The following is a 21,964-nucleotide window of genomic DNA, read 5'->3' on the forward strand; positions in this document are numbered from 1 at the left end:
CTTGCAAAAGAGTAAACAAAATATCCGTTTTAAGTTGACTTTTACCCACCAAATCCCCAGAATGCCGCCGTTTGCCAAAAATCCGCTGGCAACACATTTGCATTGATCCATGACATGCTATGAATTAATATGCAAATAAAGTGAGTGAATATTCTCTGGAGGGTGTTTTGATTAAGTCAGCGCTATTGGTTCTGGAAGACGGAACCCAGTTTATCGGTCGGGCCATAGGGGCAACGGGTTCGGCGGTTGGGGAAGTCGTTTTCAATACTTCAATGACCGGTTATCAAGAAATCCTCACTGATCCTTCCTATTCTCGCCAAATCGTTACTCTTACTTATCCTCATATCGGCAATGTCGGCACCAATGCGGCTGACGAAGAATCTTCTCAGGTACATGCGCAAGGCCTGGTCATCCGCGACCTGCCGCTGATTGCCAGCAACTTCCGCAATACCGAAGACCTCTCTTCTTACCTTAAGCGCCATAACATCGTGGCGATTGCCGATATCGATACCCGTAAGTTAACGCGTCTGCTGCGCGAGAAGGGTGCACAGAACGGCTGCATTATCGCGGGTGATAACCTCGATGCGACGCTGGCGCTGGAAAAAGCGAAAGCCTTCCCGGGCCTGAACGGCATGGACCTGGCGAAAGAAGTGACGACCGCTGAAGCCTACAGCTGGACTCAGGGTAGCTGGACGCTGGAAGGCGACCTGCCGGAAGCGAAAAAAGAGAGCGAGCTGCCGTTCCACGTGGTGGCCTACGATTTCGGCGCCAAGCGCAACATCCTGCGCATGCTGGTTGACCGCGGCTGCCGCCTGACGGTAGTTCCGGCACAAACGTCTGCCGAAGACGTGCTGAAGATGAATCCGGACGGTATTTTCCTGTCCAACGGCCCTGGCGACCCGGCGCCGTGCGATTACGCCATCGCCGCCATCAAGTCCTTCCTGGAAACCGACATCCCGGTATTCGGCATCTGCCTCGGCCATCAGCTGCTGGCGCTGGCGAGCGGTGCGAACACCGTTAAGATGAAGTTCGGCCACCACGGTGGTAACCACCCGGTGAAAGACATCGATAACAACACGGTGATGATCACCGCGCAGAACCACGGCTTTGCCGTCGATGAAGCCTCGATGCCGGCTAACCTGCGCGTGACCCATAAGTCGCTGTTTGATGGCACCCTGCAGGGGATTCATCGCACCGATAAGCCAGCATTCAGCTTCCAGGGTCACCCGGAAGCCAGCCCGGGCCCACACGACGCCGCGCCGCTGTTCGATCACTTCATCGAACTTATCGAGCAATACCGTAAGACCGCTAAATAATCAGGAGCCGAGAAGACCATGCCAAAACGTACAGACATAAAAAGCATCCTGATCCTTGGCGCTGGCCCGATCGTGATCGGCCAGGCCTGCGAATTCGACTACTCCGGCGCGCAGGCGTGTAAAGCCCTGCGTGAAGAGGGTTACCGCGTAATCCTGGTAAACTCTAACCCGGCAACCATCATGACCGACCCGGAAATGGCTGATGCAACCTACATCGAGCCGATTCACTGGGAAGTGGTGCGTAAAATCATCGAGAAAGAGCGTCCGGACGCGGTGCTGCCAACCATGGGCGGCCAGACGGCGCTGAACTGTGCGCTGGAGCTGGAGCGTCAGGGCGTACTGGAAGAGTTCGGTGTGACCATGATTGGTGCGACCGCCGACGCGATTGATAAAGCAGAAGACCGTCGCCGCTTCGACGTGGCGATGAAGAAAATCGGCCTCGACACCGCGCGTTCCGGTATCGCACACAACATGGAAGAAGCGCTGGCCGTTGCGGCTGACGTGGGCTATCCGTGCATCATCCGTCCATCGTTCACCATGGGCGGCACCGGCGGCGGTATCGCCTACAACCGCGAAGAGTTCGAAGAAATTTGCGAACGCGGTCTGGATCTCTCTCCAACCAAAGAGCTGCTGATTGATGAATCGCTGATTGGCTGGAAAGAGTACGAGATGGAAGTGGTGCGTGATAAAAACGACAACTGCATCATCGTCTGCTCCATCGAAAACTTCGATGCGATGGGTATCCACACCGGCGACTCCATCACCGTTGCGCCAGCCCAGACCCTGACCGACAAAGAGTATCAAATCATGCGTAACGCCTCGATGGCGGTACTGCGTGAAATCGGCGTGGAAACCGGCGGTTCTAACGTGCAGTTCTCGGTGAACCCGAAAACCGGCCGTCTGATTGTTATCGAAATGAACCCGCGCGTGTCCCGTTCCTCCGCGCTGGCCTCTAAAGCGACCGGCTTCCCGATTGCGAAAGTGGCGGCGAAGCTGGCGGTGGGTTACACCCTCGACGAGCTGATGAACGACATCACCGGTGGCCGCACCCCTGCGTCCTTCGAGCCGTCCATCGACTACGTTGTGACCAAAATTCCACGCTTCAACTTCGAGAAATTCGCAGGCGCGAACGACCGTCTGACCACCCAGATGAAATCTGTCGGTGAAGTGATGGCGATTGGCCGCACGCAGCAGGAATCCCTGCAGAAAGCGCTGCGCGGCCTCGAGGTGGGCGCGACCGGCTTCGACCCGAAAGTGAGCCTGGACGACCCGGAAGCGCTGACCAAAATCCGCCGCGAGCTGAAAGACGCGGGCGCAGAGCGTATCTGGTATATCGCCGATGCCTTCCGTGCGGGCCTCTCCGTCGACGGCGTGTTCAATCTGACCAACATCGACCGCTGGTTCCTGGTGCAGATTGAAGAGCTGGTGCGTCTGGAAGAACAGGTCGCGGAGCTGGGCATCAACGGCCTGGACGCTGACTTCCTGCGCGTGCTGAAGCGCAAAGGCTTCGCCGATGCGCGTCTGGCTAAGCTGGCGGGCGTGCGTGAAGCGGAAATCCGCAAGCTGCGCGACCAGTACGACCTGCACCCGGTCTACAAGCGCGTGGACACCTGTGCGGCTGAATTCTCGACCGACACCGCCTACATGTACTCCACCTATGAAGACGAGTGCGAAGCGAACCCGTCCGTCGACCGCGACAAGATTATGGTGCTGGGCGGCGGTCCAAACCGTATCGGCCAGGGCATTGAGTTCGACTACTGCTGCGTACACGCCTCGCTGGCGCTGCGCGAAGACGGTTACGAGACCATCATGGTCAACTGTAACCCGGAAACGGTTTCTACCGACTACGACACCTCTGACCGCCTCTACTTCGAGCCGGTTACCCTGGAAGACGTGCTGGAAATCGTGCGCATCGAGAAGCCAAAAGGCGTTATCGTGCAGTACGGCGGCCAGACCCCGCTGAAGCTGGCGCGCGCGCTGGAAGCAGCAGGCGTGCCGGTTATCGGCACCAGCCCGGACGCGATTGACCGTGCGGAAGACCGCGAGCGTTTCCAGCAGGCGGTTGACCGTCTGAAGCTGAAACAGCCGGCGAACGCCACCGTCACCGCCATTGAAATGGCCGTTGAGAAGGCGAAAGAGATTGGCTACCCGCTGGTGGTGCGTCCTTCCTACGTGCTGGGCGGCCGCGCGATGGAAATCGTGTATGACGAAGCCGACCTGCGTCGCTACTTCCAGACTGCGGTGAGCGTCTCCAACGATGCGCCAGTGCTGCTCGACCGCTTCCTCGACGACGCGGTTGAAGTGGACGTTGACGCCATCTGCGATGGCGAAATGGTGCTGATTGGCGGCATCATGGAGCATATCGAGCAGGCAGGCGTGCACTCCGGCGACTCCGCCTGTTCTCTGCCAGCGTACACCCTGAGCCAGGAGATTCAGGACGTGATGCGCCAGCAGGTGCAGAAGCTGGCCTTTGAGCTGCAGGTTCGCGGTCTGATGAACGTCCAGTTCGCGGTGAAAGATAACGAAGTCTACCTGATTGAAGTGAACCCGCGTGCGGCGCGTACCGTACCGTTCGTCTCCAAAGCCACCGGCGTACCGCTGGCGAAAGTGGCGGCGCGCGTGATGGCGGGCCAGACGCTGGCGCAGCAGGGCGTGACCAAAGAGATCATTCCACCGTACTACTCGGTGAAAGAAGTGGTGCTGCCGTTCAATAAATTCCCGGGCGTTGACCCGCTGTTAGGGCCAGAAATGCGCTCTACCGGGGAAGTGATGGGCGTGGGCCGCACCTTCGCAGAAGCGTTCGCGAAGGCGCAGCTGGGCAGTAGCTCCACCATGAGAAAATCAGGCCGTGCGCTGCTCTCCGTTCGCGAAGGCGACAAAGAGCGCGTGGTTGACCTGGCCGCCAAGCTGCTGAAACAGGGCTTCGAGCTGGACGCGACCCACGGTACCGCGATTGTGCTGGGCGAAGCCGGCATCAACCCGCGTCTGGTGAACAAGGTGCATGAAGGTCGTCCGCACATTCAGGACCGTATCAAGAATGGCGAATACACCTACATCATCAACACCACCGCAGGCCGCCAGGCGATTGAAGACTCCAAGCTGATTCGTCGCAGCGCGCTGCAGTACAAAGTGCACTACGACACCACCCTGAACGGCGGTTTCGCAACGGCCATGGCGCTGAACGCGGATGCCACCGAGAAGGTGATTTCAGTGCAGGAAATGCACGCGCAGATTAGCAAATAAGTAAAAATGCCCGGTGCCGTTCGGCTGCCGGGCATTCTCCCATCTTCAGAACCTTCTGGTTTTTCATCCGCTTTCAGTCAGTTAGCCTAAAATGGTTAGGTCGATAACGAAATTCAACTGAGAGCAGGGGAAAACACCATGCAAAATAAATTACTGATCGCTTCCGTTCTGGCTGCCACGACAATGTTTACCGTTGCGGGCTGTTCGTCTAATCAGGCCGTAAAAACCACCGATGGCAAAACCATTGTCACCGACGGCAAACCTCAGGTGGATGACGATACCGGTCTGGTGTCGTACAAAAACGCCGAAACCGGTCAAACCGAGCAGATCAACCGTGACCAGGTGAAATCCATGGGCGAGCTGGATAACTAATTCAGAATTCTGACGTAAGCCCGTCAATAATATTCACTATTAGCCTGTTGAATTACTGACTACACTCTTTTGTTAAAAGAAAGCAGTAACAACAGGCTAATCAATGATTCTGATAATTTATGCCCATCCTTATCCGCAGCACTCGCATGCGAATAAGCGGATGCTTGAGCAGGTAAGGACGCTTGATAACGTAGAGATACGTTCCCTCTATCAACTTTATCCCGATTTTAATATCGATATCGCCGCCGAACAGGAGGCGCTTTCCCGTGCCGATCTGATTATCTGGCAGCATCCAATGCAGTGGTACAGTACGCCCCCGCTCCTGAAGCTGTGGATTGATAAAGTCTTCTCCCACGGCTGGGCGTATGGCCACAACGGCAATGCGCTAAAAGGAAAAAGCCTGATGTGGGCGGTCACCACCGGCGGTGGGGAAAGCCATTTTGATATCGGTTCCTTCCCGGGTTTTGACGTCCTGGCGCAGCCGCTGCAGGCGACCGCGCTCTATTGCGGTCTGAACTGGCTCCCGCCGTTTGCGATGCACTGCACGTTTGTTTGCGACGATGAAACGCTGCAGGCGCAGGCTCGTCATTATAAACAACGCTTACTTGAGTGGCAGGAGACGCACCATGGATAGCCATACGCTGATACAGGCGCTGATTTACCTCGGCGCGGCGGCGCTGATTGTGCCCGTGGCGGTACGCCTGGGGCTGGGCTCGGTGCTCGGCTACCTGATTGCGGGCTGCGTCATTGGGCCGTGGGGCTTTAGACTGGTCACGGATGCCGAGGCGATTCTCCATTTCGCTGAGATTGGCGTGGTGCTGATGCTGTTTGTGATTGGCCTGGAGCTCGACCCGCAGCGGCTGTGGAAGCTTCGCGCCTCGGTATTTGGCGGCGGGGCACTGCAGATGGTGGCCTGCGGGCTGCTGCTGGGTGGGTTCTGCATCCTGTTGGGTATGGACTGGAAAGTGGCAGAGCTCATTGGCATGACGCTGGCGCTCTCCTCCACGGCGATTGCCATGCAGGCGATGAACGAGCGAAATCTGACGGTCTCCCAGATGGGACGCAGCGCGTTCTCGGTGCTGCTGTTCCAGGACATTGCCGCTATCCCGCTGGTGGCGATGATCCCGCTGCTGGCGGCCAGCGGTTCCTCTACCACGCTGGGCGCTTTCGCGCTGTCGGCACTGAAGGTGGCGGGCGCGCTGGCGCTGGTGGTGGTGCTTGGCCGCTACGTGACCCGCCCGCTGCTGCGGTTTGTCGCCCGCTCTGGCCTGCGCGAAGTGTTCAGCGCCGTGGCGCTGTTCCTGGTGTTTGGCTTCGGTCTGCTGCTGGAGGAGGCCGGGCTGTCGATGGCGATGGGGGCGTTCCTCGCAGGCGTTCTGCTGGCGAGCTCTGAATACCGTCACGCGCTGGAAAGCGATATCGAGCCGTTCAAAGGGTTGCTGCTGGGACTGTTTTTCATCGGAGTCGGGATGTCCGTCGACTTCGGTACGCTGGTGACGCACCCGCTGCGGATCGTCATCCTGCTCGTCGGCTTCCTGGTCATTAAAATGGTGATGCTGTGGCTGATTGCTCGCCCACTGAACGTGCCGGGCAGGCAGCGCCGCTGGTTCGCCGTGCTGCTGGGGCAGGGGAGTGAATTTGCGTTCGTGGTCTTTGGCGCCGCGCAGATGGCAAACGTGCTCGATCCCGAGTGGGCGAAAGCGCTGACGCTGGCGGTCGCCCTGTCGATGGCGGCGACGCCTGTGCTGCTGGTGGTGCTGACGCGCCTGGAAAAATCGGACAGCGGGCAGGAGCGCGAGGCCGATGAGATCGACGAGGAGCAGCCGCGCGTCATCATCGCCGGATTTGGCCGCTACGGGCAGATCGTGGGTCGTTTACTGCTGTCGAGCGGGGTGAAAATGGTCATCCTCGATCACGACCCCGACCATGTCGATACCCTGCGTAAATTTGATATGAAGGTGTTTTACGGGGATGCAACCCGCGTCGATCTGCTGGAATCCGCCGGGGCGGCAAAAGCCGAGGTGTTGATTAACGCCATTGACGATCCGGAAACCAGCATGCAGATGGTGGAGCTGGTAAAAGAGCATTTCCCGGCGCTGACTATTATCTCCCGCGCGCGCGATGTGGATCACTACATCCGGCTGCGGCAGGCGGGCGTAGACGCGCCGGAGCGTGAAACCTTCGAAGGTGCGCTGAAGTCTGGCCGCATGGCGCTGGAAAACCTGGGACTTGGCGCGTATGAAGCACGCGAACGGGCAGACCTGTTCCGCCGCTTTAATACCGAGATGGTCGAAGAGATGGCGGCGATGGCCGGCAGTACGGCCACCGAGCGTGCGGCGGTGTTCAAACGCACCAGCGCGATGCTGACGGAAATCATTAACGAGGACCGTAACCACCTGTCGCTGATCCAGCGCCATGGCTGGCAGGGCACGGAAGAGGGCAAGCATACCGGCGATCCGGCTGACGAGCCCGAGAGTAAACCTTCCGCGTGAAGTGGAGTTGCCAGCAATATTAAAAAATTTCTTTATCTTTACCCTGCCGCCAGTCGACGAAAGATTAAGCTTTCCGTATAGTGGCGGCAATTTTTTGCATCCGGGAAATTTTCAATGATCAGTCTGATTGCAGCGCTGGCGGTGGACCGCGTTATCGGTATGGAAAATGCCATGCCGTGGAACCTGCCTGCCGATCTCGCATGGTTTAAACGTACTACGTTAAACAAGCCGGTAGTGATGGGCCGCCTGACCTGGGAGTCGATTGGTCGTCCATTGCCGGGCCGTAAGAATATCGTTATCAGCAGCCAGCCGGGCACTGACGATCGCGTCGAATGGGTAAAATCAGTAGACGAGGCGATTGCTGCATGCGGCAATGCCGAAGAGATCATGGTGATTGGCGGTGGGCGCGTGTACGAGCAGTTCCTGCCAAAAGCGCAGAAGCTGTATCTGACCCACATTGATGCAGAAGTGGAAGGGGATACTCATTTCCCGGACTACGATCCGGACGAGTGGGAATCGGTATTCAGCGAATTCCACGATGCGGATGCACAGAACTCCCACAGCTACTGCTTCGAGATTCTGGAACGTCGTTAAGTGATTTTCCCTCTCCCGGCCGGGAGAGGGAATAACGTATCAGGAGGCAACGGCCTCGCTTTCCCCCAGGTCCAGCTGTCGGTTGGACGGTTGCACAAAGTAAGCTTTATCTTCCCAGCGTAAGCAGGTTAACTCTCCGCCCCAGCAGCATCCGGTATCCAGACCGTAAATCCCTTCCGGTGTGCCTTTTCCTTCCAGTGCAGCCCAGTGACCAAATACCACGCTGTACTCGCTTGTCACCGGCCCCGGAATGGCAAACCACGGCTTGAGCGGCGCGGGCGCGCTCTCCGGCGTCTCTTTGGAATACATATCCAGCTGTCCGTTCGGGAAGCAGAAGCGCATGCGGGTGAACGCGTTGGTGATAAAGCGCAGACGGGCCAGACCGCTGAGATCCTCGCTCCAGTGGTTCGGCATATCGCCGTACATGGCATCGAGGAAGAAAGGATACGAGTCGCTTGCCAGCACCGCCTCAACGTCACGCGCGCAGGTTTTCGCCGTCTCAAGATCCCATTGCGGGGTGATCCCGGCATGCGCCATGACCAGCTTTTTCTCTTCGTCGATCTGCAGCAGGGGCTGACGGCGCAGCCAGTTAATCAGATCGTCCGCGTCCGGCGCATCCAGCAGTGGGGTGAGGCGATCTTTAGGTTTGTTGCGGCTGATCCCGGCGAAAACCGCCAGCAGATGCAGATCGTGATTGCCCAGCACCATGCGCACGCTATCACCCAGCGATTTGACGAAACGTAATACTTCAAGGGAGCCGGGGCCACGCGCGACTAAATCGCCCGTCAGCCAGAGCGTGTCCTGTCCTGGCGTAAAGTCGACCTGTTTTAATAATGCGATCAGTTCATCGTAGCAACCGTGAACGTCGCCAATCAGATATGTAGACATTAGATTAATGAATGAGTGTGGTTACGGCGAGACGGAACACAGGAATGGCAACGCGGAAATCATTGCCATCGACGTCGACCATTTCATAATGGCCCTGCATGGTACCCATCGGCGTTTCAATCACCGCGCCGCTGGTGTACTGGTACTCTTCGCCAGGGGCGATGTGGGGCTGTTCACCAACCACACCTTCGCCCTGAACTTCGATTTCGCGGCCATTGCCGTTAGTGATAAGCCAGTAGCGCCCGCGCAGCTGCACGGGCATCCGCCCCAGATTGCGAATGGTCACGGTGTAAGCGAAAACAAAACGTTCTTCGTCCGGTGAGGACTGTGATTCAACATAGACGCTTTGTACATGGACACATACGCGGGGCGAATCAATCATGGCTTAACTCTCCTTCGGCGGCGCATTATCGCTGATGTAATTAGCCAGCTTGCAGTACTGCTCTACGGAAATGTTCTCCGCACGCATTGCCGGGTCGATCCCCAGCTCGGCTAACACCTCAACGGTAAACGAATTGCTCAGGCTGTTACGGATCGTTTTACGGCGCTGGTTAAAGGCTTCTGTGGTAATGCGGCTCAGTACGCGCAGATCTTTAACCGGATACGGTTTCGTCTTGTGCGGCACAAGGCGCACAACCGCTGAATCCACTTTCGGTGGTGGTGTGAACGCTGACGGCGGTACTTCGAGTACCGGGATCACGTTGCAGTAATACTGTGCCATCACACTTAAACGACCATACGCTTTACTGTTCGGGCCTGCAACCAGACGGTTAACAACCTCTTTTTGCAACATGAAGTGCATGTCGGCAATGGCATCAGTATAGCTAAAGAGGTGGAACATGAGCGGCGTGGAGATGTTGTACGGCAGGTTGCCGAAGACGCGCAGCGGCTGGCCCATTTTTTCGGACAGCTCGCCAAAGTTCATGGTCATGGCGTCCTGCTGATAGATGGTCAGCTTCGGCCCGAGGAACGGGTGCGTTTGCAGGCGTGCGGCCAGATCGCGGTCCAGTTCGATGACGGTCAGCTCGTCGAGGCGTTCGCCTACCGGCTCGGTCAGCGCGGCAAGGCCCGGGCCGATTTCGACCATCGCCTGACCTTTTTGCGGATTAATAGCCGAGACAATGCTTTCGATCACGAACTGATCGTTAAGGAAGTTTTGCCCGAAACGTTTACGGGCTAAGTGGCCCTGATGGACTCGATTAGTCATTGAGTATTAACAATCATTTTGATGGCGAGATTAAGCGCCGTAATAAAACTGCCGACATCCGCTTTCCCCTGGCCTGCCAGATCCAGCGCAGTACCGTGGTCAACGGACGTTCGAATAAAGGGTAAACCGAGGGTGATATTCACCCCGCGGCCAAAGCCCTGGTATTTTAGCACGGGCAGGCCCTGATCGTGGTACATCGCGAGCACGGCGTCGGCATTATCCAGGTATTTCGGCTGGAAAAGGGTATCTGCAGGCAGCGGCCCGCTGAGGTTCATCCCCTTCGCCCGCATTTCGTCGAGCACCGGAATAATGGTGTCGATCTCTTCGGTACCCATGTGCCCGCCTTCACCGGCGTGTGGATTCAGGCCGCAGACCAGCACGTGCGGCTGCGGGATCCCAAACTTTGTCTGCAGATCGTGGTGCAAAATCCCGATGATCTCGCGCAGGAGTTCAGGGGTGATCGCATCAGGAATGGCTCTGATCGGCAGATGGGTAGTCACCAGCGCAACGCGCATTTCCTCCGTCGCCAGCATCATCACCACTTTCGGGCTGTGCGAGCGCTCTTCGAAGAACTCCGTATGCCCGGTAAAGGGTATACCCGCTTCGTTGATGACGCCTTTGTGGACGGGGCCGGTAATAAGGGCGGCAAATTCGCCCTTCAGGCAACCGTCGCAGGCGCGCGCCAGGGTTTCAACGACATAGTGGCCGTTTTCCGTGCAGAGCTGGCCCGGAATAACCGGCGTACGAAGGGGAACAGAAAGAAGGGTGAGGGTACCGGCTTGCTGCGGTGCTGGCTGTTGGCCTTCAACGTAAGGGATGAGCGTTAAAGGCAGACCGAGCAGCGTTGCCCGGTCTTGTAACAGTGTTGCATCGGCGCAGACAACCAGTTCTACCGGCCAGCTGCGCTGGGCGAGCTGGACAACGAGGTCAGGCCCAATCCCGGCGGGTTCGCCGGGCGTGATAACAACACGATGCTGTTTCATTAGTTGCTCAGAACTTTCACGTAAGCGCTGGCGCGTTGTTCCTGCATCCAGGTTGCGGCTTCTTCAGAGAACTTACGGTTAAACAGCATACGGTAGGCTCTGTCTTTCTGTGCCGCATCCGTTTTATCAACGTTACGGGTGTCCATCAGCTCGATCAGATGCCAGCCAAATGAAGAGTGGACCGGCGCGCTGATCTGGCCTTTGTTCAGCTTCATCAACGCATCGCGGAAGGCAGGATCGTAAATATCCGCAGCCGCCCAGCCCAGATCGCCGCCCTGGTTAGCAGAGCCTGGATCCTGAGAGAACTCTTTTGCTGCTTTCGCAAATGAGGTTTTACCGCTCTTAATGTCAGCTGCGATCTGTTCCAGCTTCACACGCGCCTGATCGTCAGTCATGATCGGTGACGGTTTCAGAAGTATGTGGCGAGCGTGAACTTCGGTGACGGAGATATTTTGGCTCTGGCCGCGCAGATCGTTCACCTTCAGAATGTGGAAGCCCACGCCTGAACGGATAGGACCAACGATATCCCCTTTCTTCGCCGTGCTCAGCGCCTGGGCAAAGATAGATGGCAGCTCCTGAATACGTCCCCAGCCCATCTGGCCGCCTTTCAGCGCCTGTTGGTCAGCGGAGTAGGTGATTGCCAGCTTGCCAAAGTCGCCGCCGTTACGCGCCTGTTCAACAATCGAACGCGCCTGGCTTTCGGCTTCCGCAGCCTGATCGGACGTTGGGTTCTCTGGCAGTGGGATCAGAATGTGGCTCAGGTTCAGCTCTGTGCTCGCATCGTTCTGGTTACCCACCTGTTTTGCCAGCGCGTCCACTTCCTGAGGCAGGATGGTGACGCGGCGACGCACTTCGTTGTTACGCACTTCCGAAATCAGCATCTCTTTACGGATCTGATTACGGTAGGTGGCGTAGCTGATGCCGTCATAGGCCAGGCGGCTGCGCATCTGGTCTAAAGACATATTGTTCTGCTTCGCGATGTTAGCGATCGCCTGATCGAGCTGCTCGTCAGTGATCTTCACACCCATTTTCTGCCCCATCTGCAGAACGATCTGATCCATGATCAGACGCTCCAGGATCTGGTGGCGCAGCGTGGCGTCATCCGGAAGCTGTTGACCGGCTTCGCCCGAATTGAGCTTCACCGATTTCATCAGACCGTCAACGTCACTTTCAAGCACGACGCCGTTGTTAACCACAGCAGCGACTTTATCAACAACCTGGGGGGCGGCGAAGCTGGTATTCGCAACCATAGCGACACCGAGCAGCAGCGTTTTCCAGTTCTTCATACTTTTTCCATTTCAATTAACCGCAAAGCGGATTACGTTGCAAATCAAGCACATTACAAGGCGCTACTGTACGGCAGAATATTCGAGCGCAGCATTTTCTGCGTACCCAGACCGTAGTTGGAACTCAGGCCGCGTAACTCGAAGTTAAAGCCAATCACGTTATCGTATTTGCTCTGATTGTTTTCACTGTTCCAGCCGTTAAGCTTGCGTTCGTAGCCGACACGCAGCGCGTAACAGCAGGAGTTATATTGCAGACCCACCATCTGGTCAGCAGGTTTATTAGCGTTAGTGTCAAAGTAGTAAGCGCCTACGATTGACCAGCGGTCGGCGATTGGCCAGCTCGCTGCGCCACCCACCTGCGAAATACCGTCTTTATACTGCTCTGCAGTACCATAGTTTGGTAACGTCGCCTGAATATATTCCGGGCTGGCATAACGATAGGTCAACTGCACCATACGATCTTCATCCCGGCGGTACTCAATCGCCGCCGTACTGTTGGCGATATTGTCGAGACGGGTGTCATATTGCACGCCACCGCGAAGACCCCAACGATCGGTCATACGCCAGTAGGTATCACCAGCCCAAATCAGCGAACCTGTCTTGTTATCTTTCTCCCACTTAATATTGTCATCGCCGGTGCGAGACTCGGTGAAATAGTAGATTTGACCAACAGAAACGTTAAAACGTTCAACGGCAGCGTCATCATAAACGCGTGATGTGACCCCGGTCGTTAACTGGTTCGCTGAGGCGATGCGGTCAAGGCCACCGTAGGTACGGTCGCGGAACAGGCCGCTGTAATCAGATTGCAGTAAAGAGGAGTCATAGTTATTGATGTTGCTCTGATCGCGATAAGGCACATACAGGTACTGCATACGTGGCTCCAGCGTCTGGGTATAGCCATCCGCCAGAAGTCCCATATTGCGTTCGAAGATCAGCTTACCGTCCATTTTGAACTGTGGAAGCGTACGGTTTACGCTTTCCTCTAGATGAGCGTTGTTGCTGGTGTTGTAATCATCAATATTTTTTTGCTGATAGTGTGTCGCCATCAGCTTGGCTTCCGTGTTCAGGCTTGCCCAGTCATTCGACCATGGCAAGTTGATGACGGGCTCCAGGTGAACTCGGGTGGCTTCCGGCATATTGGAATTGGTGTTTACAAAATGCACCGCCTGACCATAAATACGGGTGTCGAACGGACCCACGTCATTCTGGTACCAGTTAACGTCCAGCTGCGGCTCGGCACCATAGGTACTCGCGGTCTGGCTGGAGAACACCTGGAACTGCTTGTTGGTTACCGTCGCATCGAAGTTCTGCACCGCATAGCCAACGCTGAAGATCTGCGTGGCATAACCGTCGGTACTCGAACCGTATTTTGACGAGAAATCGTTGAAGTAGTTCGGGTCACTGACCTTGGTGTAGTTAACGTTAAAACGCCAGACCTGATCCATTACCCCGGAATGCTGCCAGAAATACATCCAACGGTGTTTATCGCCTTCGGTCGGATGCTCGTCCTGGAAGACTTTATCCGACGGCAGATAATCCAGCTCCATCAGTCCCGCACCGGCGTGGGTCAGATAGCGGAACTCGTTCTCCCACATGATGTTGCCGCGCTTGTGAATATAGTGCGGCGTGATCGTCGCATCCATGTTTGGCGCGATGTTCCAGTAATACGGCAGGTAGAACTCAAAGTAGTTCGACGTGCTGTATTTGGCATTCGGGATCAGGAAACCGGAGCGACGTTTGTCACCCACGGGAAGCTGCAGATAAGGGCTGTAGAATATGGGAACAGGGCCCAGCTTGAAGCGGGCGTTCCAGATCTCTGCGACCTGTTCTTCGCGGTCATGGATAACCTCGCTCCCGACCACGCTCCAGGTATTGGAACCCGGCAGACATGACGTGAACGTGCCGTTTTCCAGGATCGTATAGCGGTTTTCACCGCGCTGTTTCATCAGGTCAGCGTCACCGCGCCCCTGGCGACCCACCATCTGGTAATCACCTTTCCAGACGTTAGTATCTTTAGTATTCAGGTTTGACCAGGCTTTCGGACCTTTCAGGATGACCTGATTGTCGTCATAGTGCACATTACCCAGCGCATCCACCGTTCGTACCGGCTCGGCCGCACCTTCCGGCTGTTTCTGGTGCAACTGCACTTCATCTGCCTGCAGGCGGCTATTGCCCTGATTAATATCGACATTGCCCGTAAACGTGGCATTGTCAGGGTAAGTCCCTTTCGAACTGTCGGCAGTAATGGTTACCGGCAAGCTATTTGTATCGCCACTCACCAGTGGGCGATTATAACTTGGAACGCCAAGCATACACTGCGAGGCGAGATCGGCCGCCAGACCCTGTTGACTGTACAGGGCGGAGCCAATCATTGTGGCCAGGAGGGTGGGGATACGTTTTTTCATACGTTGTATTTTATTGTTCCGTCATCAGTGGCTACGGCTTACAAACGCTCAGAGACTATCTTACTCATCTGCGCAGTACCAGCGTTAATCCTGCCCGTTTGCGTGCCAGAGTGTTAGGCTCGCTATCGAATGACGAGTATGATAAAGCAAATTATAGGCGATGTCCTTCAATTGACCGTGACTTGAACACAGTGATGATGACGTTGCGTCGGCCAGGAATATGACTATCCGGGGAGTATATGCAGTATTGGGGTAAAATAATCGGCGTTGCGTTCGCCATCATCATGGGTGCCGGGTTCTGGGGGATTGTGCTTGGGCTTATTATCGGCCATATGTTTGATAAGGCGCGCAGCCGCAAAATGGCCTGGTTTGCCAATCAGCGCGAGCGTCAGTCACTCTTTTTCTCCACCACCTTTGAGGTCATGGGGCACTTAACCAAATCCAAAGGGCGTGTCACAGAAGCCGATATTCAGATTGCCAGCGTCTTTATGGATCGCATGAATCTGCACGGCGACTCCCGTCTGGAAGCGCAAAATGCGTTTCGCATCGGTAAGTCGGATAATTATCCGCTTCGCGAAAAAATGCGTCAGTTCCGCAGCATCTGCTTTGGACGTTTTGATTTAATTCGGATGTTTCTGGAAATTCAAATCCAGGCGGCCTTCGCGGACGGTTCACTTCACCCTAATGAACGTGACGTGCTGTACGTCATTGCGGAAGAGCTGGGCATCTCCCGCATGCAGTTCGACCAGTTCCTGCGCATGATGCAGGGCGGGGCGCAGTTTGGCGGCGGCTATCATCAGCAGTCGTCCGGCGGTGCCTGGCAGCAGGCGCAGCGTGGTCCGACGCTGGAAGACGCCTGCAACGTGCTTGGCGTTAAGCCCTCTGACGATCAGACCACGATTAAACGTGCCTATCGTAAGCTCATGAGCGAACACCATCCGGACAAACTGGTCGCGAAAGGCTTACCGCCAGAAATGATGGAGATGGCGAAGCAAAAAGCGCAGGAAATCCAGAAGGCGTACGAGCTCATTAAAGAGAAGAAAGGTTTCAAATAAGAAAAAGCCCGACGATGTCGGGCTTTTTTTTTAGAAGTCCACCGGGGCTTTAAACGTCATCGCGTTACCGAAGGCCGGATGGGTGATGGTGAGCGTCTGCGCGTGCAGCTGCAGACGTGGCGCTAAGGCCAGCGCTTCAGGCGGCGCGTAAAACCGGTCGCCCAGAATCGGATGACCCAGGGCGAGCATATGCACGCGCAGCTGGTGCGAACGTCCGGTAATCGGCTTAAGCAGGACGCGCGCGGTATTATCCGGCGCGTACTCCAGCACTTCGTACTCGGTCTGCGCGGCCTTGCCGGTTTCGTAACACACCTTCTGCTTAGGCCGGTTCGGCCAGTCGCAGATCAGCGGTAAATCTACCAGCCCTTCCGCCTGCGCGGGGTGGCCCCAGACGCGGGCGACATACTGCTTTTTCGGCTCGCGCTCGCGGAACTGGCGCTTTAACTCGCGTTCCGCCGCTTTGTTCAGCGCCACCACAATCACGCCGCTGGTGGCCATATCCAGGCGATGGACAGACTCCGCCTGCGGATAATCGCGCTGAATGCGCGTCATCACGCTGTCTTTGTGCTCGTCCAGACGCCCCGGCACGGACAACAGGCCGCTGGGCTTGTTGACCACCATAATGTGTTCATCCTGATACAGAATGACCAGCCAGGGATCCTGCGGCGGATTGTAAGGCTCCATCACCATCTTGCGCTCCGTTTACTGATGCGTCACAACGATAAGACGCAGGGCATCCAGACGCCAGCCAGCCTGATTCAGGCTTTCCAGCACCTGCTGACGGTTGCTTTCAATCGCCGCCAGCTCGTCGTCGCGGATGTTCGGGTTGACGGCTTTTAACGCTTCCAGACGGGACAGCTCCGCAGACAGTTTCTCGTCGGCTTCACTGCGCGCGGCGTCAATCAGCGCTCTGGCCGCTTTTTCAATCTGGGTTTCGCCCAGTTGCAGAATAGCGTGCACATCCTGCTGTACCGCGTTCACCAGCTTGCTGCCCGTGTGGCGGTTTACCGCGCTCAGCTGTCGGTTGAAACTCTCGAATTCAACCTGTCCCGCCAGGTTCGTGCCGTTTTTATCCAGCAGCAGACGCACCGGTGTTGGCGGCAGGAAGCGGTTGAGCTGCAGCTGTTTCGGCGCCTGCGCTTCCACAACGTAGATCAGCTCCACCAGCAGGGTGCCCACCGGCAGCGCCTTGTTTTTCAACAGGGAGATGGTGCTGCTGCCGGTATCGCCGGAGAGGATCAGGTCCAGACCGTTGCGGATCAGCGGGTGTTCCCAGGTGATAAACTGGGCATCTTCGCGGGACAGCGCCACGTCACGCTCGAAGGTGATGGTACAGCCATCTTCCGGCAGGCCCGGGAAATCCGGAACCAGCATGTGATCGGACGGAGTCAGGACAATCAGGTTCTCGCCGCGGTCGTCCTGGTTGATGCCGACGATGTCGAACAGGTTCATGGAGAAGCCGATCAGGCTGGTATCATCATCCTGTTCTTCAATACTCTCAGCCAGCGCCTGCGCTTTTTCACCGCCGTTGGAGTGGATCTCCAGCAGGCGGTCGCGGCCCTGCTCCAGCTGCGCTTTCAGCGCATCGTGCTTCTCACGGCAGGACTTGATCAGCTCATCAAACCCTTCCGCGTTTTCCGGCGCGGCCAGGTAGCCGATCAGATCGCCATGCACTTGATCATAAATGGTGCGGCCCGTCGGGCAGGTATGTTCAAACGCGTCCAGACCTTCGTGGAACCAGCGTACCAGCACGGACTGGGCGGTTTTTTCCAGATACGGCACGTGGATCTGAATATCATGCGCCTGGCCGATACGATCCAGACGGCCGATGCGCTGCTCGAGCAGATCCGGGTTAAACGGCAGATCGAACATCACCAGGTTGCTGGCGAACTGGAAGTTACGGCCTTCAGAGCCGATCTCCGAGCACAGCAGAACCTGTGCGCCGCTGTCCTCTTCTCCGAACCACGCCGCGGCGCGGTCGCGCTCGACGATGGACATGCCTTCGTGGAACACGGCGGCGCGAATGCCTTCGCGCTCGCGCAGGACCTGCTCCAGCTGCAGCGCGGTGGCCGCTTTGGCGCAGATCACCAGCACCTTCTGGGAGCGGTGCGCGGTCAGGTAGCCCATCAGCCACTCCACGCGCGGATCGAAGTTCCACCAGGTGCCGGTATCGCCTTCAAACTCCTGGTAGATTTGTTCCGGATAAAGCATGTCGCGGGCGCGCTCTTCCTGAGTTTTGCGCGCACCCATAATGCCGGAGACTTTAATCGCCGTCTGATACTGCGTCGGCAGCGGCAGTTTAATCGTATGCAGCTCGCGTTTCGGGAAGCCTTTGACGCCGTTACGGGTGTTACGGAACAGCACGCGGCTGGTGCCGTGGCGGTCCATCAGCATGTCGATCAGCTCTTTACGCGCGGATTCCGCGTTGTCGCTCTCGCTGTTCGCAGCCTGCAAAAGCGGCTCGATATCCTGCTCGCCAATCAGATCGCTCAGGGTGTTGAGTTCGTCATCAGAAAGACGCTTGCCCGCCAGCAGCATGGCGACGGCATCGGCGACCGGACGGTAGTTATTCTGTTCTTCCACGAACTGCGCAAAGTCGTGGAAACGGTTTGGATCGAGCAGGCGCAGACGGGCGAAGTGGCTTTCCAGACCCAGCTGCTCCGGCGTTGCGGTCAGCAGCAGGACGCCAGGCACGCGTTCCGCAAGCTGCTCGATAGCCATGTATTCGCGGCTCGGCGCGTCTTCGCTCCAGACCAGGTGGTGCGCTTCGTCAACAACCATAATGTCCCACTCGGCATCGCACAGGTGCTCAAGACGCTGCTTGCTGCGGCGCACGAAGTCGAGGGAGCAAATGACCAGCTGTTCGGTTTCAAACGGGTTGTCGGCGTCGTGCTGCGCTTCGGCATAGCGTTCATCGTCGAACAGGGAGAAACGCAGGTTAAAGCGGCGCAGCATCTCAACCAGCCACTGGTGCTGCAGGGTTTCTGGCACCACGATCAGCACGCGTTCGGCAGCGCCGGAAAGCAGCTGTTGATGCAGGATCATGCCCGCTTCGATGGTTTTACCCAGACCCACTTCATCTGCCAGCAGCACGCGCGGCGCGTGGCGACGGCCCACGTCGTGGGCGATGTTCAGCTGGTGGGGGATCAGGCTGGTGCGCTGGCCGCGCAGGCCGCTCCACGGCATGCGGTACTGTTCACTCTGGAACTTACGCGCGCGATAGCGCAGGGAGAAGCGATCCATACGGTCGATTTGCCCGGCAAACAGGCGGTCCTGCGGCTTGCTGAACACCAGTTTGCTGTCGAGCAGCACTTCACGCAGGATGACATTGGCTTCATCCGTATCAAGACGAGTACCAATGTAGGCGAGCAGTCCATTCTCTTCTTTTACGTCTTCAATCTTGAGCTGCCAGCCGTCATGGCTGGTCACGGTGTCGCCCGGATTGAACATCACGCGGGTAACAGGGGAGTCATTGCGAGCGTACAGACGGTTTTCACCGGTGGCAGGGAAGAGGAGGGTAACCATACGCGTATCGATTGCTACGACGGTTCCTAGTCCAAGTTCGCTTTCTGTATCGCTGATCCAGCGTTGACCAAGTGTAAAAGGCATAGTTGTTCGGCTCTAATCTTTAATTGCAGGCAATAGTTCGACTACCGTCAAAAAAGACGGTCAACGAAAAATGGGTCCAGGAATGGAAAGGGCGCTATGGTACTGGATGGCAGCCATTTCGTCACGCGTCAAAATAGGCCAAGTTGCCCTGTAACCAGTGTAGCAAAATCATCGTCGATGAAGGGCAAAATTCCGTCGGCAACCGGCTGAAGCTGGCGCGTCAGATAGTGTTCGTAATCCAGAGGAGAGTGCTGATAATCCACGGGTTCCGGGCCGCTAATGGTCCAGACGTATTTGATGGTTCCCCGGTTTTGATACTGCGGCGCGCGGCCACGGCGTACGTTTTCCTCATCCGCCAGGCGCGCGGCGCGTACGTGCGGAGGAACGTTGCGCTGGTACTCCGCCAGCGGGCGGCGCAGGCGCTTGCGGTATACCAGCTGCGCGTCAAGTTCGCCCGCCATCAGGCTGGCTATCGTCTCGCGCACGTAGTCCTGATAGGGCTCATTGCGAAACACCCGCAGATAGAGCGTCTGCTGGAACTGCTGCGCCAGCGGCGTCCAGTCGGTACGTACCGTCTCCAGCCCTTTAAAAACCATCCGCTGCGCGTCGCCTTCCTGAATTAGCCCGGCGTAGCGCTTCTTGCTGCCCTGATCGGTGCCGCGAATGGTGGGCATTAAAAAGCGGGCGAAATGGGTTTCAAATTCCAGCTCCAGCGCGCTGGTTAACCGCTCTTTCTGCAAATGTTCCTGCCACCAGTCGTTTACGAAGGCGACCAGCGCTTTGCCGATTTGCGCGGCGTCGTCTTCTGAATGCGCGCCCTTAAGCCACACAAAGGTGGAGTCCGTGTCGCCGTAGATGACGTCATAGCCCCGGGACTCAATCAGCGCTTTGGTCTCGCGCATGATCTCGTGCCCGCGCATGGTGATCGAGGAGGCCAGACGCGGGTCAAAGAAGCGGCAGGCGCTGGTGCCCAGCACGCCGTAAAAGGCATTCATAATGATTTTCAGCGCCTGTGATAGCGGCTTGTTGCCGTGGCGCTTGGCCTCATCGCGGCCGTGCCAGATGTTTCCCACGATTTCAGGCAGGCAGTGTTTTTCCCGCGAGAAGCGTGCGCCGAGGAAACCTTCGGTGCTGTGCTCATCGTCCGGCTGGGCCATGCCCTCAACCAGCCCGACGGGATCGATCAGGAAGGTACGGATAATCGACGGGTAGAGGCTTTTGTAGTCCAGCACCAGAACGGAGTCATACAATCCTGGCCGGGAGTCCATGACGTAGCCACCGGGGCTTGCCTGCGGCGGTACGTCCCCGAGGTTGGGGGCGACGTATCCCGCCCGGTGCATGCGCGGAAAATAGAGGTGGCTAAAGGCCGCCACGGAGCCGCCGTGCCTGTCTGCCGCCAGGCCGTTTACCGTCGCGCGCTCCAGCAGGAACGGCATAATCTCGGTTTTGTGGAAAATCTGCGTGACCAGCTCGCAGTCTTTCAGGTTATAGGTGGCAAGCGCCGGTTTATCTTCATTAAAGCGCCGGTCGATCTCGTCCATTCTGTCCCAGGGGTTGTCGATGGATTTGCCTTCGCCAAGCAGCTCCTGTGCGACCGCTTCGAGGGAGAATGAAGAGAAGTTCCAGAAGGCGGACTTAAGCGCCTCAATGCCGTCGATAATCAGGCGACCGTTAGCCTGCGCGAAGAAAACGCCGTTCTTAAAACCGTGCTCACGCCATTCCAGCTCGCTGTTTCCGCGCCCCAGCATCAGCGGGATGCGGTAGCGCTCGGCGTGCTTTTGCAGGACGCGCAGGTCGAACTGCACCACGTTCCAGCCGATCAGGACGTCGGGGTCGTTGTCGGCAAACCACTGGTTAAGCTTCTCCAGCAGCTGCGGGCGGCTGTTGACGTACTCAAGCCGGAAATCCAGCGCGGACGCATCGCCATTCGGCGGCCCGAGCATATAAACAACCCGATCGCCGCAGCCTTCCAGACCGATGCAGTACAGTTCGCCGTGGCGGGTGGTTTCTATATCCAGTGAGACCCACTTCAGCGGCGGGCGGTAGTGCGGATTCGGCTTCAGGCGCGCGTTAACGAGGCTGCCGCAATGCGCGGTGCCGTCGACCCAGACGGGGGCGGTAATAAACCGCTCCATCAGAAAGCGTTCCGGTGGGCGGATATCCGCCTCATAGAGCGTCACGCCAGCCTCGCGGAGCAGTTTTTCATAGCGCATCAGCTGACGATGGGCGCGACAGTAGAGGCCATAAACCGGCTGGCGGTGGAAATCCTTCAGCTCAAGCGGGGTGATGCGCCAGCCGTTTTCGCCGCGCAGCAGCTGCTTTACCTTTTCGACGTGGGCTTCAAGAATAAAGGCCACGGATTCCTGCGGGGGCAGCGTAACGTGCAGCGGACCGCTGTCGGTTGCCAGCCAGAACGCGACCTCGGTGCCCTGAGGGGTATCCCGCCAGTGTCGGGTCAGTAAAAAGCCTTCTTGCGCCTGCGCCACGCCGTTATCCCAGAAAACAAAACCAGGC

Annotated in this window: 16 protein-coding genes; 7 read left to right on the plus strand and 9 right to left on the minus strand. The window is 57.2% G+C overall.

Translation table 11 applies throughout. The annotated features are described in order from the left end of the window. The first annotated feature begins 167 nt into the window (after window positions 1-167). The 6 genes from carA (at window position 168) to folA (ending at window position 8,017) form a co-directional block, all read left to right on the plus strand. On the plus strand, window positions 168-1,316 hold the full coding sequence (gene carA / locus QMN93_RS08645; protein ID WP_010427050.1) for a glutamine-hydrolyzing carbamoyl-phosphate synthase small subunit: 1,149 nt from the start codon (window positions 168-170) through the stop codon (window positions 1,314-1,316). A gap of 18 nt (window positions 1,317-1,334) precedes the next feature. Beyond that, window positions 1,335-4,559, plus strand: a complete 3,225-nt coding sequence (gene carB, locus QMN93_RS08650) for a carbamoyl-phosphate synthase large subunit (RefSeq protein ID WP_039260850.1) — start codon at window positions 1,335-1,337, stop codon at window positions 4,557-4,559. A gap of 138 nt (window positions 4,560-4,697) precedes the next feature. After that, a complete protein-coding gene (locus tag QMN93_RS08655; RefSeq protein ID WP_023310357.1) occupies window positions 4,698-4,931 on the plus strand; it encodes a YgdI/YgdR family lipoprotein in 234 nt (77 codons plus the stop codon). A 103-nt stretch (window positions 4,932-5,034) separates the two neighbouring features. Then, complete coding sequence (kefF, locus tag QMN93_RS08660) at window positions 5,035-5,565, plus strand: glutathione-regulated potassium-efflux system oxidoreductase KefF (protein ID WP_023310358.1); 531 nt, start codon at window positions 5,035-5,037, stop codon at window positions 5,563-5,565. Continuing rightward, window positions 5,558-7,423, plus strand: a complete 1,866-nt coding sequence (kefC, locus tag QMN93_RS08665; protein WP_069303656.1) for a glutathione-regulated potassium-efflux system protein KefC — start codon at window positions 5,558-5,560, stop codon at window positions 7,421-7,423. The genes kefF and kefC overlap by 8 nt, the downstream gene beginning before the upstream one ends. 114 nt (window positions 7,424-7,537) lie before the next feature. Continuing rightward, window positions 7,538-8,017, plus strand: a complete 480-nt coding sequence (gene folA / locus QMN93_RS08670) for a type 3 dihydrofolate reductase (RefSeq protein ID WP_008502023.1) — start codon at window positions 7,538-7,540, stop codon at window positions 8,015-8,017. A 39-nt stretch (window positions 8,018-8,056) separates the two neighbouring features. Here the strand turns inward: folA and apaH are convergent, their stop codons facing one another. From apaH to lptD, 6 genes are read right to left on the minus strand one after another with little or no spacing between them, the layout of a single operon-like run. Then, complete coding sequence (gene apaH, locus QMN93_RS08675) at window positions 8,057-8,905, minus strand: bis(5'-nucleosyl)-tetraphosphatase (symmetrical) ApaH (protein ID WP_023310360.1); 849 nt, start codon at window positions 8,903-8,905, stop codon at window positions 8,057-8,059. A 4-nt stretch (window positions 8,906-8,909) separates the two neighbouring features. Beyond that, window positions 8,910-9,287: a Co2+/Mg2+ efflux protein ApaG gene (apaG, locus tag QMN93_RS08680; RefSeq protein WP_023310361.1), complete on the minus strand. Its 378-nt coding sequence runs from the start codon at window positions 9,285-9,287 to the stop codon at window positions 8,910-8,912. A gap of 3 nt (window positions 9,288-9,290) precedes the next feature. Continuing rightward, window positions 9,291-10,112: a 16S rRNA (adenine(1518)-N(6)/adenine(1519)-N(6))-dimethyltransferase RsmA gene (rsmA, locus tag QMN93_RS08685; RefSeq protein ID WP_023310362.1), complete on the minus strand. Its 822-nt coding sequence runs from the start codon at window positions 10,110-10,112 to the stop codon at window positions 9,291-9,293. Then, a complete protein-coding gene (gene pdxA / locus QMN93_RS08690) occupies window positions 10,109-11,095 on the minus strand; it encodes a 4-hydroxythreonine-4-phosphate dehydrogenase PdxA (protein WP_064673218.1) in 987 nt (328 codons plus the stop codon). Before pdxA ends, rsmA begins: the two co-directional genes overlap by 4 nt. Further along, window positions 11,095-12,381, minus strand: coding sequence for a peptidylprolyl isomerase SurA (surA, locus tag QMN93_RS08695; RefSeq protein WP_033144608.1), 1,287 nt, complete (start codon window positions 12,379-12,381; stop codon window positions 11,095-11,097). The genes pdxA and surA overlap by 1 nt, the downstream gene beginning before the upstream one ends. A 53-nt stretch (window positions 12,382-12,434) precedes the next feature. Beyond that, on the minus strand, window positions 12,435-14,786 hold the full coding sequence (gene lptD, locus QMN93_RS08700; protein ID WP_064673219.1) for an LPS assembly protein LptD: 2,352 nt from the start codon (window positions 14,784-14,786) through the stop codon (window positions 12,435-12,437). Window positions 14,787-15,025: 239 nt separating this feature from the next. On the opposite strand from lptD, the gene djlA reads away from it, so the two are divergent. Beyond that, window positions 15,026-15,841: a co-chaperone DjlA gene (gene djlA / locus QMN93_RS08705; protein WP_008502016.1), complete on the plus strand. Its 816-nt coding sequence runs from the start codon at window positions 15,026-15,028 to the stop codon at window positions 15,839-15,841. 30 nt (window positions 15,842-15,871) lie between these two features. On the opposite strand, the gene rluA is transcribed toward djlA, so the two are convergent. The 3 genes from rluA to polB all read right to left on the minus strand — a co-directional run bounded on the left by rluA (window position 15,872) and on the right by polB (window position 21,936). Then, window positions 15,872-16,531 carry a bifunctional tRNA pseudouridine(32) synthase/23S rRNA pseudouridine(746) synthase RluA gene (rluA, locus tag QMN93_RS08710; RefSeq protein ID WP_008502014.1) on the minus strand — a complete coding sequence of 220 codons (660 nt, stop codon included), beginning with the start codon at window positions 16,529-16,531 and terminating at the stop codon, window positions 15,872-15,874. A 12-nt stretch (window positions 16,532-16,543) separates the two neighbouring features. Then, window positions 16,544-19,450, minus strand: coding sequence for an RNA polymerase-associated protein RapA (gene rapA, locus QMN93_RS08715; protein ID WP_182383040.1), 2,907 nt, complete (start codon window positions 19,448-19,450; stop codon window positions 16,544-16,546). Window positions 19,451-19,578: 128 nt separating this feature from the next. Then, window positions 19,579-21,936 carry a DNA polymerase II gene (gene polB / locus QMN93_RS08720; RefSeq protein ID WP_182383041.1) on the minus strand — a complete coding sequence of 786 codons (2,358 nt, stop codon included), beginning with the start codon at window positions 21,934-21,936 and terminating at the stop codon, window positions 19,579-19,581. Window positions 21,937-21,964: the final 28 nt, after the last annotated feature.

Origin of the sequence: Enterobacter sp. R-1.6.2, assembly GCF_035064085.1 — a bacterium.
GTDB classification, from domain to species: Bacteria; Pseudomonadota; Gammaproteobacteria; order Enterobacterales; family Enterobacteriaceae; genus Enterobacter; species Enterobacter asburiae_B.

Bases quoted from the DNA above. Each gene is read 5' to 3' on its own strand.
- carB (WP_039260850.1), top strand. From the start codon at position 1,335: ATGCCAAAACGTACAGACATAAAAAGCATCCTGATCCTTGGCGCTGGC.
- QMN93_RS08655 (WP_023310357.1), top strand. From the start codon at position 4,698: ATGCAAAATAAATTACTGATCGCTTCCGTTCTGGCTGCCACGACAATG.
- kefF (WP_023310358.1), top strand. From the start codon at position 5,035: ATGATTCTGATAATTTATGCCCATCCTTATCCGCAGCACTCGCATGCG.
- kefC (WP_069303656.1), top strand. From the start codon at position 5,558: ATGGATAGCCATACGCTGATACAGGCGCTGATTTACCTCGGCGCGGCG.
- folA (WP_008502023.1), top strand. From the start codon at position 7,538: ATGATCAGTCTGATTGCAGCGCTGGCGGTGGACCGCGTTATCGGTATG.
- apaH (WP_023310360.1), bottom strand. From the start codon at position 8,905: ATGTCTACATATCTGATTGGCGACGTTCACGGTTGCTACGATGAACTG.
- apaG (WP_023310361.1), bottom strand. From the start codon at position 9,287: ATGATTGATTCGCCCCGCGTATGTGTCCATGTACAAAGCGTCTATGTT.
- rsmA (WP_023310362.1), bottom strand. From the start codon at position 10,112: ATGACTAATCGAGTCCATCAGGGCCACTTAGCCCGTAAACGTTTCGGG.
- pdxA (WP_064673218.1), bottom strand. From the start codon at position 11,095: ATGAAACAGCATCGTGTTGTTATCACGCCCGGCGAACCCGCCGGGATT.
- surA (WP_033144608.1), bottom strand. From the start codon at position 12,381: ATGAAGAACTGGAAAACGCTGCTGCTCGGTGTCGCTATGGTTGCGAAT.
- lptD (WP_064673219.1), bottom strand. From the start codon at position 14,786: ATGAAAAAACGTATCCCCACCCTCCTGGCCACAATGATTGGCTCCGCC.
- djlA (WP_008502016.1), top strand. From the start codon at position 15,026: ATGCAGTATTGGGGTAAAATAATCGGCGTTGCGTTCGCCATCATCATG.
- rluA (WP_008502014.1), bottom strand. From the start codon at position 16,531: ATGGTGATGGAGCCTTACAATCCGCCGCAGGATCCCTGGCTGGTCATT.
- rapA (WP_182383040.1), bottom strand. From the start codon at position 19,450: ATGCCTTTTACACTTGGTCAACGCTGGATCAGCGATACAGAAAGCGAA.